Origin of the sequence: Arthrobacter sp. RIT-PI-e (assembly GCF_001187915.1) — a bacterium.
GTDB lineage: Bacteria > Actinomycetota > Actinomycetes > Actinomycetales > Micrococcaceae > Arthrobacter_D.
The window spans coordinates 1-14,877 of record NZ_LGIU01000062.1 but is presented as its reverse complement, the minus strand read 5'-3'; the positions used below and the strand labels follow the sequence as shown (position 1 = coordinate 14,877).

At 71.9% G+C, this 14,877-nt stretch carries 14 protein-coding genes and 1 pseudogene; 11 read left to right on the top strand and 4 right to left on the bottom strand.

Annotated features, from left to right (window positions below; genetic code table 11):
• Nucleotides 1–94: 94 nt before the first annotated feature.
• On the top strand, nucleotides 95–1,894 hold the full coding sequence (locus AC792_RS08805) for a proline--tRNA ligase (protein WP_049830165.1): 1,800 nt from the start codon (nucleotides 95–97) through the stop codon (nucleotides 1,892–1,894).
• Nucleotides 1,895–1,898: 4 nt separating this feature from the next.
• On the top strand, nucleotides 1,899–2,711 hold the full coding sequence (locus AC792_RS08800; protein ID WP_049830164.1) for a sulfite exporter TauE/SafE family protein: 813 nt from the start codon (nucleotides 1,899–1,901) through the stop codon (nucleotides 2,709–2,711).
• On the opposite strand, the gene AC792_RS08795 is transcribed toward AC792_RS08800, so the two are convergent.
• Both AC792_RS08795 and AC792_RS08790 read right to left on the bottom strand, forming a co-directional pair.
• Nucleotides 2,708–3,769, bottom strand: a complete 1,062-nt coding sequence (locus tag AC792_RS08795; RefSeq protein ID WP_049830163.1) for an aminoglycoside phosphotransferase family protein — start codon at nucleotides 3,767–3,769, stop codon at nucleotides 2,708–2,710. The two genes, AC792_RS08800 and AC792_RS08795, sit on opposite strands and share 4 nt — an antisense overlap.
• Nucleotides 3,762–4,997: a DUF4439 domain-containing protein gene (locus AC792_RS08790; protein ID WP_160317627.1), complete on the bottom strand. Its 1,236-nt coding sequence runs from the start codon at nucleotides 4,995–4,997 to the stop codon at nucleotides 3,762–3,764. The genes AC792_RS08795 and AC792_RS08790 overlap by 8 nt, the downstream gene beginning before the upstream one ends.
• A gap of 57 nt (nucleotides 4,998–5,054) precedes the next feature.
• Between AC792_RS08790 and rimP the strand changes: the two genes are divergently transcribed.
• The 5 genes from rimP (at nucleotide 5,055) to rbfA (ending at nucleotide 10,714) form a co-directional block, all read left to right on the top strand.
• A complete protein-coding gene (gene rimP, locus AC792_RS08785) occupies nucleotides 5,055–5,711 on the top strand; it encodes a ribosome maturation factor RimP (RefSeq protein WP_235436568.1) in 657 nt (218 codons plus the stop codon).
• Nucleotides 5,712–5,722: 11 nt separating this feature from the next.
• A complete protein-coding gene (gene nusA / locus AC792_RS08780) occupies nucleotides 5,723–6,706 on the top strand; it encodes a transcription termination factor NusA (RefSeq protein ID WP_049830161.1) in 984 nt (327 codons plus the stop codon).
• A 149-nt stretch (nucleotides 6,707–6,855) separates the two neighbouring features.
• Nucleotides 6,856–7,068 (top strand): YlxR family protein, encoded by a 213-nt coding sequence (locus tag AC792_RS16410; protein WP_235436572.1) that lies wholly within the window; start codon nucleotides 6,856–6,858, stop codon nucleotides 7,066–7,068.
• A gap of 199 nt (nucleotides 7,069–7,267) precedes the next feature.
• Nucleotides 7,268–10,177, top strand: a complete 2,910-nt coding sequence (gene infB, locus AC792_RS08770; RefSeq protein WP_049830160.1) for a translation initiation factor IF-2 — start codon at nucleotides 7,268–7,270, stop codon at nucleotides 10,175–10,177.
• Between the two features lie 105 nt (nucleotides 10,178–10,282).
• The gene (gene rbfA / locus AC792_RS08765; RefSeq protein WP_049830159.1) at nucleotides 10,283–10,714 is read left to right on the top strand and encodes a 30S ribosome-binding factor RbfA; all 432 of its coding nucleotides are present in this window, start codon (nucleotides 10,283–10,285) and stop codon (nucleotides 10,712–10,714) included.
• 158 nt (nucleotides 10,715–10,872) lie between these two features.
• Here rbfA and AC792_RS08760 read toward each other — a convergent pair whose 3' ends face one another.
• Nucleotides 10,873–12,042: a pyridoxal phosphate-dependent aminotransferase gene (locus AC792_RS08760; RefSeq protein WP_200903390.1), complete on the bottom strand. Its 1,170-nt coding sequence runs from the start codon at nucleotides 12,040–12,042 to the stop codon at nucleotides 10,873–10,875.
• Between the two features lie 90 nt (nucleotides 12,043–12,132).
• Between AC792_RS08760 and truB the strand changes: the two genes are divergently transcribed.
• The 4 genes from truB (at nucleotide 12,133) to AC792_RS08740 (ending at nucleotide 14,749) form a co-directional block, all read left to right on the top strand.
• Nucleotides 12,133–13,032, top strand: a complete 900-nt coding sequence (truB, locus tag AC792_RS08755; protein ID WP_082177601.1) for a tRNA pseudouridine(55) synthase TruB — start codon at nucleotides 12,133–12,135, stop codon at nucleotides 13,030–13,032.
• Between the two features lie 2 nt (nucleotides 13,033–13,034).
• The gene (locus AC792_RS08750) at nucleotides 13,035–13,403 is read left to right on the top strand and encodes a hypothetical protein (RefSeq protein WP_049830158.1); all 369 of its coding nucleotides are present in this window, start codon (nucleotides 13,035–13,037) and stop codon (nucleotides 13,401–13,403) included.
• A 134-nt stretch (nucleotides 13,404–13,537) separates the two neighbouring features.
• The gene (locus AC792_RS08745; protein WP_049830187.1) at nucleotides 13,538–13,897 is read left to right on the top strand and encodes a hypothetical protein; all 360 of its coding nucleotides are present in this window, start codon (nucleotides 13,538–13,540) and stop codon (nucleotides 13,895–13,897) included.
• Nucleotides 13,898–14,053: 156 nt separating this feature from the next.
• Nucleotides 14,054–14,749, top strand: a complete 696-nt coding sequence (locus AC792_RS08740; protein ID WP_049830157.1) for a DUF4345 domain-containing protein — start codon at nucleotides 14,054–14,056, stop codon at nucleotides 14,747–14,749.
• Here the strand turns inward: AC792_RS08740 and AC792_RS17445 are convergent.
• Nucleotides 14,746–14,877 (bottom strand): annotated as a pseudogene (locus tag AC792_RS17445) (IS481 family transposase); the annotation flags it as partial. The gene AC792_RS08740 and the pseudogene AC792_RS17445 sit on opposite strands and share 4 nt — an antisense overlap.

The following is a 14,877-nucleotide window of genomic DNA, read 5'->3' as shown; positions in this document are numbered from 1 at the left end:
CGGGAGCAGTGTAGGGACCCGCTAGATTGGTACAGGTTCCCCGCCGCCCGCAGGGACGAACAGCAGAGCACGACGAATACGAACGGAAGCCCGCGTGGTCCTACGACTCTCCACCCTTTTCCTGCGCACCCTGCGCGAAGACCCGGCCGACGCCGAGGTCGCGAGCCACCGGCTCCTGGTCCGCGCCGGCTACATCCGGCGGGCCGCCCCGGGCATCTACAGCTGGCTGCCGCTGGGACTGAAGGTCCTCGGGCGGGTGGAGCGGATCGTCCGCGAGGAGATGGAGGCCATCGGCGCTCAGGAGGTCCACTTCCCGGCGCTGCTGCCCAAGGAGCCCTACGAGGCCACCAACCGCTGGACCGAGTACGGCGACGGCATCTTCCGGCTCAAGGACCGCAAGGATGCGGACTACCTCCTGGCACCCACCCACGAGGAGATGTTCACACTGCTCGTGAAGGACCTGTACGCCTCGTACAAGGACCTCCCCGTCAGCCTGTTCCAGATCCAGACCAAGTACCGCGACGAGGCACGCCCCCGCGCCGGTCTGCTCCGCGGCCGCGAGTTCATCATGAAGGACTCCTACTCCTTCGACATCGACGACGCCGGCCTGGAGGCCAGCTATCAGGCGCACCGCGGGGCGTACCTGCGGATCTTCGAACGGCTCGGCCTCGGGGTGGTCCCCGCGCCCGCCACCGCCGGTGCCATGGGCGGGTCCAGGAGCGAGGAGTTCCTCCACCCCACGCCCCTCGGCGAGGACCCCCTCGTGCGCCCCGCCCGCGGGGCCACGGCGAACGGGGGGGCCGTCACCCCGGTGGGGCCCGACGCCGTCGGCTTCCCCGATGCCCCCGCCGCGGAGGTCCGGGACACCCCGGACACCCCCACCATCGTCACGCTCGTGGACCACGCCAACGCCTCGGCGCCGCGCGAGGACCGTGCCTGGGCCGCTGCGGACACCCTGAAGAACGTGGTGCTCGCCGCCGTCCTGCCCGCCGGCGAGCGCGAGATCGTCGTCATCGGCGTTCCCGGGGACCGCTCGGTGGACCTCAAGCGCATCGAGGCGACCATCGCCGGGCACGTGGGGACCGGCGGTGAGGTGGCCGTCGAGGCCGCCACCGAGGAGGACCTCGAGAAGCACCCCGGTCTGGTGAAGGGCTACATCGGCCCCGGGCTCTCGCTCGACGCCGCCGTGCTGGGCGCCGAGGCCACCACCGGCCTGACGTACCTCGTGGACCCCCGCGTGGTTCCCGGCACGTCGTGGATCACGGGCGCCAACGAGCACGGCACGCACGTGTTCGGGCTCGTGGCGGGGCGCGACTTCGGCTGGGACGGCGGGATCGAGGCCGTGGAGGGGCGCGAGGGGGACGAGGCCCCCGACGGCTCCGGGCCCCTCGTGGCCGCCCGCGGGATCGAGATGGGTCACATCTTCCAGCTCGGCCGCAAGTACGCGGACGCGCTCGGGCTGAAGGTCCTGGACGCCAACGGCAAGCTCGCCACGGTGACCATGGGCTCCTACGGCGTGGGGGTCCCCCGCGCCATCGCGGCCCTCGCGGAGTCCAACCACGACGACCGCGGGATCATCTGGCCCCGCAACGTCGCCCCCGCCGACGTGCACGTCGTGGCCACCGGCAAGGGCGCGGAGATCTTCGAGGCCGCTGAGGCCCTGACCGCGGAGCTGGAGGCGGCAGGCCTGGAGGTGCTGTACGACGACCGCCCGAAGGTGTCCCCGGGGGTGAAGTTCGGTGACGCCGAGCTCATCGGGGTCCCCACCATCGTGGTCGTGGGACGCGGCCTCGCCGAGGGCGTGCTCGAGGTGAAGGACCGCCGCACGGGGCAGGCGCAGAACGTCGCGGTGGACGACGTCGTGGGCCTGCTGCGCGGGCTCGTCGAGCACTAGGACGGTGGGTTCCGGGCTCGAGGAGCTGCATCTCGCCACCCTCCTGCTGGTCCTGGTGGCGGGGTTCGCGGCCGGCTGGGTGGACGCCGTCGTGGGCGGGGGCGGGTTGCTGCAGCTGCCCGTGCTGCTGCTGGTCCCGGGCATCACGCCGGTCCAGGCCCTGGCCACCAATAAGCTGGGATCCATCTTCGGGCCCACCACCAGCGCGGCCACCTTCTACCGGCGCACCCGCCCGGATCTCCGGACGGCACTGCCGATGGCGGGGATCGCCCTGGCGGGGAGCTTCGGCGGGGCCGTCCTCGCGGCGTCCCTGCCGTCCTCGGTGTTCAAGCCGGTCATCGTGGTGGCGCTGGTCGCCGTCGCGCTCTTCACGGCACTGAAGCCCTCCGTGGGCACCCTGACGCAGCTCCGCCACCGGGGTGCGCGGCACTACGGCACGGCGGCCACCATCGGGCTGGTGATCGGCTTCTACGACGGCCTGATCGGCCCCGGTACCGGCTCGGTCCTCCTCATCGCGATGGTCACCCTGCTCGGTTACGCCCTCCTGGCGGCCAGCGCGAAGGCGAAGATCGTGAACGTGGCCACCAACGTCGGCGCCCTGATGTTCTTCCTGCCGAGCGGCTCCGCGCTGTGGGGACTCGGGCTCCTGCTCGGTGTGGCAAACATGGCCGGCGGGTACACCGGCTCACGCATGGCCATCAGCGCAGGGAGCAGGGTCATCCGGATCGTGTTCCTGGTGGTGGTGGGCGCGCTGGTCCTCCGGCTCGGGTACGACGTCTGGGGGGAGAACCTCCGCCCGCTCCTCTCCCGCTCCTAGGCGGAGCGCGGTCGGAGCCGGTGGTGGAGGGAGGCGTCTGAGAGCCCGGTCAGCTCTCCTGCCGGCGGCAGCCCGTCCAGCGTGCGCCCGAGCACGGAGCTCGCCACCCACAGGGAACGCTCGGCGTCGCCGCGCGCCCCGTCGCGGAGGTAGGACAGCGCGTTGCGCACCTCGCGCACCACGGTCCACCCGATGGCCAGCTCCTGGTCGAGCCCCGCCGCCGCAGCGAGCGCGGCGGCATGCGCCACGAGGTGCCCGGCGGGGTCCGCGGCGTCGAGCTCGTCCAGCCGGTTCCAGAGCAGCGGTGCGAGCCCGTACTCGGCGTCACCCACCACCGGTTTCGGGTCGATCGCGACGAACCCGCCGAGCGCACCGGGGGATACGGGGAGCAGGTTCGCGTAGTGGAGATCGGAGTGGACCAGGACGTCGCGGTCCCAGCGGCGCCCCACCATTCCGCGTCCGGAGCAGACATCCAGGGCCGCCTCGAGCAGCCAGCGGGGGAAGGGCTCGCCGAGGTGCTGCCACCGCTCCGGGAGGGTGTCCGTCCACTGCTCCGCCTCGGCCGCCAGCTGCGGCATGCCGGCCCATGCCGCGGTGGTCCCGGCGGGGATGCAGAGTTCCCGGAACACCTCCGCCCAGGGTGCGGGGGTCCGGTCGAGTGGGACGTCGAGCAGGGAACGATCGCCGTCGAGCCGTTCCAGGAGCAGGGCGAAGTCACCGCGGGAGGCCGCCAGCAGCCGCACGGCCCCGTGGCCGTCCCAGAGTTCGAGGGCGTCCGGTTCGGTGAGCGCCTCGTCGTGGGGGACGGTGAGCTTGAGCACGGCCGGCTGCCCGCCGTGGTGCCGCCGGCGGACCGGGAGCACGACGGCGCAGTGCCCGGCCCACGGTGCCCGACCCGGGAGCAGGTCGAGGTCGAGTTCCCACGCCGTGAGGCGTTCACGGAGGCGCCCCGGCCAGTCCCGCACCCAGCGCGCGCCGCCCGGGATGCCCCTGGCGTCGGCGACGAACCGCTCCGGGAGCACCGGGACCCCCGCCCCGCTCCCCGTACGCTCACCCATCGGTGCCCCCCACCGCGGCCTCCGGGGTGTCCGTCGCGGGGGCACCGAGACCCGGGAAGGTCTCCAGCGGGGAGCCCGCCGCAGCGGTCCACTGCACCGCCGCCGTCAGCTCGGCGATCACCCAGGCCCGGGTCTCCCGGCCCGCGGACGGGACCGAACCCGCGTAGAGCTCCACGTGCTGCTGCTCGAGCCGTCCGAGCGCTGCCGGCGCATCCGTGTCGAAGCCCGCGTCCAGGGCGAATCCCGGCGGCACCGGGTCCGAGGAGGCGCACAGGGCTGCGAGCCGGCGGCCGGCCTCCTCGGCGGCCGCGGCGTGGGTGGCCGAACGCCCGAGAAGTGCGTCCCGCTCACCGGGCAGGCGTGCGGCAGCCACCTCGTACGCGTACCGGGCCCCCTCCTCGGCCAGCCGGACCGTCCGCAGGGCGTGCCGATCGGCGTCGGCGCACTTCCCGGAGACCGTACCGGCGTCGGACCGCGAGCCATCGGGTAGGGATTCATCGGCAGGAGCGGTGCCGGCCGCCCCGTCCGCCGTACCGTCGTCCTCCTGGTCCGCGCTGTCCGTCCGGTCCGCCGCGAGGCGAGCGGCCGCATCCGCGAACATCCCGGTGCCGGTGAGGAGGTGATCCGCGGGGAACACCCCGGCCGGCGTCAGGGGCGGTGCTGTCCCGAGGGCCTCGGCGAGGGGCGCGGGGTGCCGCCGCGGGTGCGCCCCGGCGGCGGCGAGGACGCCGGGGGGGCCCGGATCGGCGTCGGCGGCGGGGAGCAGGCTGATCGGCGCACTGTCGCCGAGGCGCTGCAGCACGTCGGCCACGGAGGGCGCAGGAGCTGCCTGAGCGGCGTCGTCCGGAACCTCCGTCGCGGAGGGCTCCACCGGTCGGGGCGGCGCCACGGCGTCCGCCTGAGCCTCGAGGTCCGCGGCGAGGTCACCGAGCCGTACGGCGAGTGCCGGATCGGCCGCGGTCGGGCTTCCCGCCACGATCCGGGCATCGCCCGCGAGCGCGCGGTAGCGTTCCTCGGCGTCGCGCTGGGCCTGCCCCGCGCGGGAGGGTGCCGGCACCACGGGGGCCCCGGGCAGCGCATCGGCCGCGATCCACGTGATCAGCAGCGGGGTCACCACGGCTCCGAGCGCCCCGAGCGACCCCCGGAGCACCTGTGCCGCGGTGGCGCCCCGGGGCTCCTGCGTGCCGCCCGCCGGCCACCGTGATCCCACAGGAACCGATGATGCCACGAAGGTGTCCGGCTTCCGGCCCCCATGCATCCGCACCCGCGAATGTCGGTACTCTTGATGGACAACATCATCGAGGAGGAGGCATCCATGGCGGTCCGGTCCGGGAACCACGATCAGGCCTCGACCCGCGGGTCGGCGCAGGAGGCCGAGCTACAGGCCGAGGCGCAGCGTCTGAGGATCCGGTTGCAGCCCGTGGTCCAGCGGCACGAACTCTTCCTCGAGGAGGTGGAGGTCCGCACCGCCGGTCCGCACCGCACCATCAGCGTGATCGTGGACCTGCCCGAGGACGCTACCGGCAGCGTGGGCCTCGAGATGATCTCGGCCCTCTCCCGCGACCTCTCCACCGCGATGGACGAGGACCCCGACGACGACGACCGCCCGTACGACCTCGAGATCTCCTCACCCGGCGTCTCCCGGCCTCTCACCGAGCCCCGGCACTGGCGCCGCAACCTCGGGCGCATGGTGGAGGTGAAGCCCGAGAGCGGCGATGCGGTCCTGGGGCGACTGGACACCGTGACGGGGACCGGGATCCGGCTGATCCCCCAGCTGCCCGTGAAGAAGGGCATGAAGCCGAAGCAGGGCGAGCCGCTCACCCTGGAGTTCGCCAGGATCCGCAAGGGGACCGTGCAGGTCGAGTTCGCTCATCCCGAGGACTCCGACGACGCCGGCCACGACGACGCCCCGGACGCCCTGCGCGCCGGGCACCACGCCTAAGAGAGGCCCACATGGACATCGACATGAGTGCGCTGAGACTCCTCGAGCAGGAACGCGAGATCCCGCTCGACAAGCTGATCCCCACGATCGAGCAGGCACTGCTGATCGCCTACCACCGCAGCCCGGGCGCGCAGGAGACCGCGCGCGCCGAGCTGGACCGCCGGAACGGTCACGTGACCATCTGGGCCACGGAGAAGGACGACGACGGCGAACCCGCCGGTGAGTTCGACGACACCCCGAGCGGGTTCGGACGGATCGCGGCCAGCACCGCCCGTCAGATCATCCTCCAGCGCCTGCGCGACGCCGAGGACGAGAACATCCTCGGGGAGTTCCGCGGGCGGGAGGGCGAGCTCATCGCCGGGATGATCCAGCAGGGCACCAACCCGCACATGATCCAGGTCAACCTCGGCTCCGTGGAGGCGGTCCTCCCGCCCCCCGAGCAGGTCCCGGGCGAGAAGTACCTGCACGGCACCAGGCTGCGGGCCTTCGTGGTAAGCGTGCAGCGCGGCATGAAGGGCCCCTCCATCACGCTGTCCCGCTCGCACCCGGGACTCGTGCGGAAGCTGTTCGAGCTCGAGGTGCCCGAGATCGCCGACGGCACGGTGGAGATCGTGGCCATGGCGCGGGAAGCCGGTCATCGCACCAAGATCGCCGTCCGCGCGAACATCCCCGGGGTCAACGCCAAGGGCGCCTGCATCGGTGAGATGGGCACGCGGGTGCGTGCGGTGATGAACGAACTGAACGACGAGAAGATCGACATCGTCGACTACAACGACGACCCCGCCGCGTTCATCGCCTCCTCGCTCTCGCCCTCACGTGTCACGTCGGTGACCATCACGGACGAGACCACCCGCTCGGCCCGTGTGGTGGTGCCGGACTACCAGCTCTCGCTCGCGATCGGCAAGGAGGGGCAGAACGCCCGTCTCGCCGCGAAGCTGACGGGCTGGCGCATCGACATCGCCTCCGACGCCGCTGCCCAGCCCGCGAAGGACTGAGCCACGGGTCGGTGGCCGGTAGCGGAAGGGGTAGAATGGAACGGACTGCTGCGACGCCGCGCCCGGAACATCCCGGGGACGCTCGCGCGGCATCCCCGCCGGAACGAACCTGCGTGGGGTGCCGGCGGAAGGATCGCCAGTCACATGTGATGCGGGTTGTCGCACGGACGATCGACGGGCAGGACCACGCCGTCATCGACGAGCGGCGCCGGCTGTCCGGACGGGGCGCCTGGTTGCACCCCGACCCGGCATGCCTGGGAGCGGCCGTCAAACGGAAAGCCTTCAACCGGGCCTTCCGCCGGCCGGTGGACACTGAGCAGCTGGCAGTGGACTTCCCGGCATACCTGGGACGTCGACAGTGACGTCCCGAACCACCATCGTCCTCCCTGAAAGCGGGTCAGTACCCTCATGGAAACCCGATGAGAACCCAGCGATGAGTGCATCACGATGATTGATCCGTGGTGCTCTGCATTCGATCTTCCGGACGCTCCGGCAACCGGGATCAGCAGTAGGAAATAGATGGTTCGTGCCTGACTCGGTGCGGACCGAGACAGGAGACAAGTGGCCAAGGTCCGCGTACATGAGCTCGCCAAGGAGCTCGGTATCACCTCGAAAGACGCAGTTGCGAAACTGCAGGAACTGGGCGAGTTCGTCCGGTCCGCCTCATCCACCATCGAAGCGCCCGTCGTGAAGAAACTCCGCGGCGCCTTCCCCGATGCAGCCACCCCCAAGGCTGCCCCCGCACGGCCTGCCGCTCCGGCGCCGTCCGCCCCGACCCCCGCGGGTCCCAAGCCCGGAGCCCAGGCACCATCAGCGGCTCCTGCGGCACCGGAGCCCTCCGCGGCGCCGGCAGCGCCGGCCGCCCCGGCTGCACCCCAGGCATCGCCCTTCTCGGACGCCTCGGCGCCCGCGGAGAACCCGACGCCCGCGCCGCGGGAGGCCGACACCCCGGCCCAGGAGACCACCGGCGGAGCCACGCCCGGTGCTCGTCCCGCGCCGAGGCCCGCGACCCCGCCGGCCGCCCCTTCGGCCGGGACCACGCGTCCCTCGGGCGCACGTCCCGGTGGCGCACCGCGTCCGGGCAACAACCCGTTCGCCCCCTCCCAGGGCATGGGCTCACGGCGCGGCGAGACCGATCGCGGTGCCGAGCGCCCGGCGCGTCCCGGCAACAACCCGTTCGCCCCCTCCCAGGGCATGCCGCGTCCGGGGCGTCGTGACGAGACCCCCCAGCGTCCCGCAGCAGGTGCGGGCGGCCCCCGCCCCGCAGCAGGTGCAGGCGGCCCCCGCCCCGCAGCCGGCGCCGGTGGTCCCCGTCCGGGTGCACCTCGTCCGGGCGCCCCGCGTCCCGCCGGGGCACCGGGCTCCCGTCCCACCCCCGGCATGATGCCCAACCGAACCGAGCGTCCCGCAGCCCCCGGCCGCGGCGCACCGGGTGCGGGTGCAGGGCCGCGCCGCGGTCCCGGCGGAGCGCCGAACAGCCCGAGCGGAGCACCCGCGGGCGGAGGCTTCGGCAAGGGCGGCCGCGGACGCGGCGGCACCGCCGGTGCCTTCGGCAAGGGCGGCGCCGGTCGCGGCAAGCAGCGCAAGTCGAAGCGCGCGAAGCGGCAGGAACTGGAGCAGATGTCGGCTCCGTCGCTGGGCGGCGTGAGCGTACCCCGCGGCGACGGCAACACGGTCGTGACCATGCGCCGCGGCTCGTCCATCACGGACTTCGCCGACAAGATCGAGGCGAACCCCGCAGCACTGGTCACCGTGCTCTTCCACCTCGGCGAGATGGCCACGGCCACCCAGTCGCTGGACGAGGACACCTTCGAGGTGCTCGGCACCGAGCTCGGCTACAAGATCCAGGTGGTCTCGCCCGAGGACGAGGAGCGCGAGCTCCTCAGCAGCTTCGACATCGACTTCGATGCCGAGCTCCAGGCCGAGGGTGACGACGACCTCGAGGCGCGTCCTCCCGTGGTCACCGTCATGGGCCACGTGGACCACGGTAAGACGCGGCTGCTCGACGCCGTCCGCAACACCAAGGTGGTCGAGGGCGAGCACGGAGGCATCACGCAGCACATCGGTGCCTACCAGATCCAGCACGTCCACGAGGACAGCACGCGTGCCATCACCTTCATCGACACCCCCGGTCACGAGGCGTTCACCGCCATGCGTGCCCGTGGTGCGAAGGTCACCGACATCGCGGTGCTCGTGGTCGCGGCGGACGACGGCGTGATGCCGCAGACCGTCGAGGCGCTGAACCACGCGCAGGCGGCGAACGTGCCGATCGTCGTGGCCGTGAACAAGATGGACAAGGAGGGCGCCAACCCGGACAAGGTCAAGGGGCAGCTCACCGAGTACGGACTGGTGCCCGAGGAGTACGGCGGCGATACCATGTTCGTGCACGTCTCCGCACTCCAGGGCATGGGCATCGACGAACTCCTCGAGGCCGTCCTGCTCACGGCGGACGCTGCCCTGGACATGCGGGCCAACCCGAACAAGGACGCCCGCGGTATCGCCATCGAGGCCAACCTGGACCGCGGTCGCGGTGCGGTGGCCACGGTGCTGGTGCAGTCGGGAACACTGAACGTCGGTGACACGATCGTGGCCGGTACGGCCCACGGACGCGTCCGCGCCATGTTCGACGAGAACGGCGACGTGGTCACCACGGCCGAGCCGTCCCGCCCGGTCCAGGTCCTCGGTCTGTCCAACGTGCCCCGTGCCGGTGACACGTTCTTCGTCACCGACGACGAGCGCACCGCCCGCCAGATCGCCGAGAAGCGTGAGGCGGCCGACCGCAACGCGGCCCTCGCCAAGCGCCGCAAGCGCATCAGCCTGGAGGACTTCGACCAGGCCGTCGCCGACGGCAAGGTGGACACCCTGAACCTCATCCTGAAGGGTGACGTCTCCGGTGCCGTGGAGGCCCTCGAGGACTCGCTCCTCAAGATCGACGTGGGCGAGGGCGTGCAGCTGCGCGTCATCCACCGCGGCGTGGGTGCGATCACGCAGAACGACGTCAACCTGGCGACCGTGGACAACGCGATCATCATCGGGTTCAACGTCAAGCCGGCCGAGCGCGTCGCCGACCTCGCGGAGCGCGAGGGCGTGGACATGCGCTTCTACTCGGTCATCTACGCGGCGATCGACGACATCGAGCTCGCCCTCAAGGGCATGCTCAAGCCGGAGTACGAGGAGGTGCAGCTGGGTACCGCGGAGATCCGCGAGGTGTTCCGTTCCTCGAAGTTCGGCAACATCGCCGGGTCGATCGTGCGATCGGGCATCATCCGACGTAACTCCAGGGCACGTGTCCTGCGCGACGGCAAGGTCATCGGGGACAACCTCTCCGTGGACTCGCTCAAGCGGTTCAAGGACGACGCCACCGAGGTCCGTACGGACTTCGAGTGCGGTATCGGCCTCGGGTCCTTCAACGACGTCAAGGAAGGCGACATCGTCGAGACCTTCGAGATGCGGGAGAAGCCCCGCGTCTAGGCGGTAGTCCAGCTCAGGCGCCCCGGTCCTCCGGGGCGCCTGAGCTGTCCGACCAGGGACCCGGCACCGGGCCCCACCGAATCAGGACCAGTAGGAGTATCAGTCATGGCAGATCCGGCCCGCGCAGCGCGGCTCGCGCAGCGCATCAAAGACATCGTGGCCGAGGCACTCCGGCGGCGGGTCAAGGACCCGCGGCTGGAAGCCGTGACCATCACGGACGCGCGCGTCACCAACGACCTCCAGCACGCCACGCTCTACTACACGGTGCTCGGCGACCCCGAGGAGCAGCAGGCCACCCGCGTGGCCCTGGAGTCCGCCCGTGGAGTACTGCGCTCGGAGGTGGGCAAGAACATCACCGCCCGCCTGACCCCCACCCTCGAGTTCGTCCCCGACGAGGTGCCCGTGAACGCGAGCCACCTCGAGGAGCTGCTGCAGAAGGCACGGGAGCGTGACGCCGAGGTGGCGGCGATCGCCCAGGGTGCCGACTTCGCCGGCGACGCGGACCCGTACCGTTCCTCGGAGGACGCGGAGCGCTGAGCCCGCGCTCCCTACGGAGCAGCGATCGTCGACGGCAGCCGTCCCTGCGGGGCGGCTGCCGTCGTCGTCGAACCGGGTGCCTCGACCCGATCCCACCCCCGGGGCCCTGCTCGGCGACGACGTGACGCCGGGGGAGCGGGAAGATCGGCGGGTGGGAGTCAGGGCCGTGGGAGACGGGTGAGGCCCTCCACCAGCTCGGACGTGTCCCCGCACAGGGCTATCCGCACCCACCCCTCGCCCTCGGACCCGAACGCCGTGCCGGGAGCGAGCGCCACGCCGCTCTCCGCGAGGAACGCCCGGGTCCACGCCCGGACGTCCCCGCCCGTGGCATGGGAGAGATCGGCCCACAGGTAGAAGGCGCCGCGGGCATCGAGGTAGGGGATGCCGAGGTCGCGGAGCACGGCCGTGGCCGCGTCCCGGTTGGCACGGTAGTGCTGCACCGCCGTGTCCACGTAGTCCTGCGGACCCGTGAGGGCTGCCAGCCCGGCGTACTGCGATGCCGCGGAGACGCAGGAGACGGAGGCCTCCATCACGTTGCTCAGCAGCAGTTCCATGCCCGGCGGGGTGATCAGTGCCCCGATCCGCAGTCCGGTCAGGCCGTAGGTCTTCGAGAGGGTCAGGGACGTGATGACCCGGGCGTCCCGGGCCCCGGGGACGGCCTCCGGCCCGCCGGCGTCGAACCGGGCCGGGCTGACGTGCGGGACGTCGTAGGTGAAGGCCTCGTAGCACTCGTCGGAGAGAACCCACAGCTCGTGCTCGTGGGCGAAGGCCACCAGGTCCCGGGTGAGCGGCGCGTCGAACACGGACCCCAGCGGGTTCGACGGCGAGTTCAGCATCAGCACCCTGGTCCGCGGTGTGACGAGCCGCTCCAGGTCCTCGATGCGGGGCTGGAAGCCGTGCCCCGGTACCAGCGGATAGGTCACCGGGACACCGCCGAGCAGACCCACCGTCATGGGGAACGTGGGATACCCGGGATCCGGGACCAGCACCTCGTCGCCCGCGCCGATCAGGGTGCTGAGGGCGAGGTGCAGGCCCTGCTGGGCGCCCGCCACCACGAACACGCGCGAGGGATCCTCCGCCACGCCCGCGCGCCGGGCGAACCGTTCGGCGAACGCGGCCCGCAGGGGAGCGATGCCGGCGTTCGGGGTGTAGTTCGTGTCGTCGCGGTCGTACGCGGCCATCGCCGCCTCGAGGACGTGGCGCGCCACCGGGAACGCCGGTTCGCCGATGCTGAGGACGATCGAGTCCGGCGTCGCCCAGGCCGCCTGGGTGATCTCGCGGATCTGGTTGACCGGCAGGTTCACCACGTGGGCGGGGACGGAGGGCATGGGTGAGATGCTATCGCGCCCGCCCGTCCCGTTCCTCCCGGCGTCCCCGTGCGCCGGGACGCCGGGGCCCGAGCCCATATACTGGGAGGCGTGAATTCAGGGCAGGTCCACTCCGGGCTGATCATCGTGGACAAGCCGCAGGGCTGGACGAGCCACGACGTCGTCGGGCGCATGCGCCGCCTCGCAGGAACGCGGAAAGTGGGTCACGCGGGCACCCTGGACCCTATGGCCACGGGCGTGCTGGTGGTCGGCGTGAACCGCGCGACGCGGCTGCTGACCTTCATTGTGGGCACCTCGAAGACCTACACCGCCACCATCCGCCTCGGCGAGTCGACGCTCACGGACGACGCCGAGGGCGAGGTCACGGGCGGGAGCATCGCCGCCGCCGTCACCGAGCAGGAGATCCGGACGGCGATCACCGCGCTCACCGGCGAGATCCAGCAGGTCCCCAGCAGCGTGAGCGCCATCAAGGTCAAGGGCGAGCGGTCCTACGCACGCGTGCGGTCCGGGGAGGAGGTGGACCTCCCGGCACGCCCCGTGACCGTCCACCGCTTCGAGGTCCACGGCATCCGGCGGGTCAACGGGGGCAGGCTGCAGGACGTGGACGTCACGGTCGAGTGCAGCTCCGGCACGTACGTCCGGGCGCTGGCACGGGATCTCGGGGACGCCCTGGGCGTGGGGGGTCACCTCACCGCGCTCCGCCGCACCCGGGTGGGTCCGTACTCGATCGAGCAGGCGAGCACCCTCGAGCAGCTCGCCGGGGACCTCCGGATCCTCTCCCTCGACGACGCCGGCCGGGCGCTGTTCCCCGTCCGCGAGCTGACGGACGCCGAGGCCACCGACGTCTCGCACGGCCGCAGGATCGCCCCCACCGAGGGCGCGGGGACGCCCGTCGCGGCGTTCTCGCCGGACGGTACGCTCGTGGCACTGCTGGAGAACCGCGGTGGCGCAGCGCGGACCGCGCTCGTGTTCGCCCCGGGCGGGGAGTAACCGTGGACCCGTTCCTGCTGACCGGTACCGTGGTGTGCGTGCTCTCGGCGGTCCTGTGCGTCGGTGCGGGCGTCCTCCGCCGGCCGCCGAACGACATCACGATCCTCTCGGTGGCCGCCGTCGAGCTCTTCCTCCTCGTGTACACGGTGGCCGCCGCCGTGCGCCAGCTCACGGGGGAGCCGGTGCTCGGGGAGGCCTGGGAGTTCTGGGGCTACCTCGTCACCGCGCTCCTGGTGCCCGTGGGCGCCTGCTGGTGGGCGCTGCTGGAGCGGACGCGCTGGAGCAACTTCGTGCTGGCGGCAGCCGGGCTCACGGTGTTCGTGATGCTCTTCCGCATGGAACAGATCTGGGACGGGGTGGCGGGCCTGTGAGCCGGAATGACAGCAGGAGCAACAGCGGGGAGCACCGCGGGGAGGGCGCCGCGCGACGCCGGGAGCCCGGGACCTCCCACGCGACGTCGGAGCAGGGCGTCTCCAGCCGGGCCACGGGGCCCGGGCGGCTCCTCATCGCGGTGTACGGGGTCTTCGCCCTGGCCGCCACCGCGCGGGCGGCGTTCCAGATCACCACGAAGTTCTCCGAGGCGCCCGTCGCCTACCTCCTCTCCGCCGTCGCCGCGGTGGTCTACGTGGTGGCCACCTTCTCCCTCGCGAGGCCCGGGGTGCGCGCCTTCCGGGTGTCGCTCGTGGCTGTCTCGGTGGAGTTCGTGGGCGTGCTGACGGTGGGCCTGCTCAGCGTCCTCGACGCGGAGGCCTTCCCGCACGACACCGTCTGGTCCGGGTTCGGCAGGGGATACGGGTTCGTGCCCCTGGTCCTCCCGATCCTCGGATTCCTGTGGCTCCGCCGGAACCGGCCCTCGCGGACCTGACGGCGCCCACCCGTCTCCCGGGGGCGTGGTCCTGCGGGCCGAGCCCCTGCGAGGTGGGGTCCCGGGGGCCGGGCGGGAGATCGGCGGTCACCGTGCCACGAGGCGTGAGAGTATGACGCTGGAAGCTAGAGATCACGGCCTGCACCAGGGAGCGACATGACCAGCAACAGCCCCGAGAACACCGATCCGGCCGAGCGCGGCACCGGCCGTCCGTCGAAGGCCGCACCGCCCGCCGGTGCTCCGGGCACCCCGGTGCGGGGCCCCGAGCCGGCCGGACGGCCGAGCGTGCAGGGCGGGCGGTCCTCCTCCGCGCCGGGCAGGGCTCCCGCTACCACGCCCGCGGCGGGCAGGAGCACGAAGGCCGCGCAGAAGCAGTCCGGCCCCGCGGGAGTCGCCTCCGGTACCTCCGGCAAGGGCGCGGCACGCGGCACCGGCGGGGACTGGAACGTGTTCCGCACCGTCGTCGTCCTCGTCGGGCTCGTGATCGCCGGTTTCGGCGCCTACTACCTGATCCTCGGCACCGCCGGCCTTCCCGACACGGACGCCACCCCGGTCAACCCGACGCTCGAGAACCAGTTCCGTTTCTTCTCGGCCATGATGGTGGGGGTGGGGGCGGCGTTCATCACCATCGCCATCAAGTTCCAGTGGGCCAACATGCTGTGGCTCGTCTGCCTCATGGTGTTCATCGGGGGCATCGGGCGCGTGCTGTCCTGGGCGTTCTCCGGCACCCCGAACTACCTGCTGATCATTCTCATGGTCGTGGAGCTCGCCTTCCCGCCGGCGCTGCTGGTGTGGCACAAGTACATCGCGAAGACCAGTGAGCTGCGGCAGGAGTACGCCGACCGCGGCTAGATGTTCTGTGTCATGACGTTGGCGACGCTGTCGTGCAGGCGTGTGGCTGGGGGTTGGTTCCCGATCGCAGTATGTGCTCGATGGTAGTTGTAGTGGATGTTCCAGGTGGTAATCGCGTTGGTGCGCTG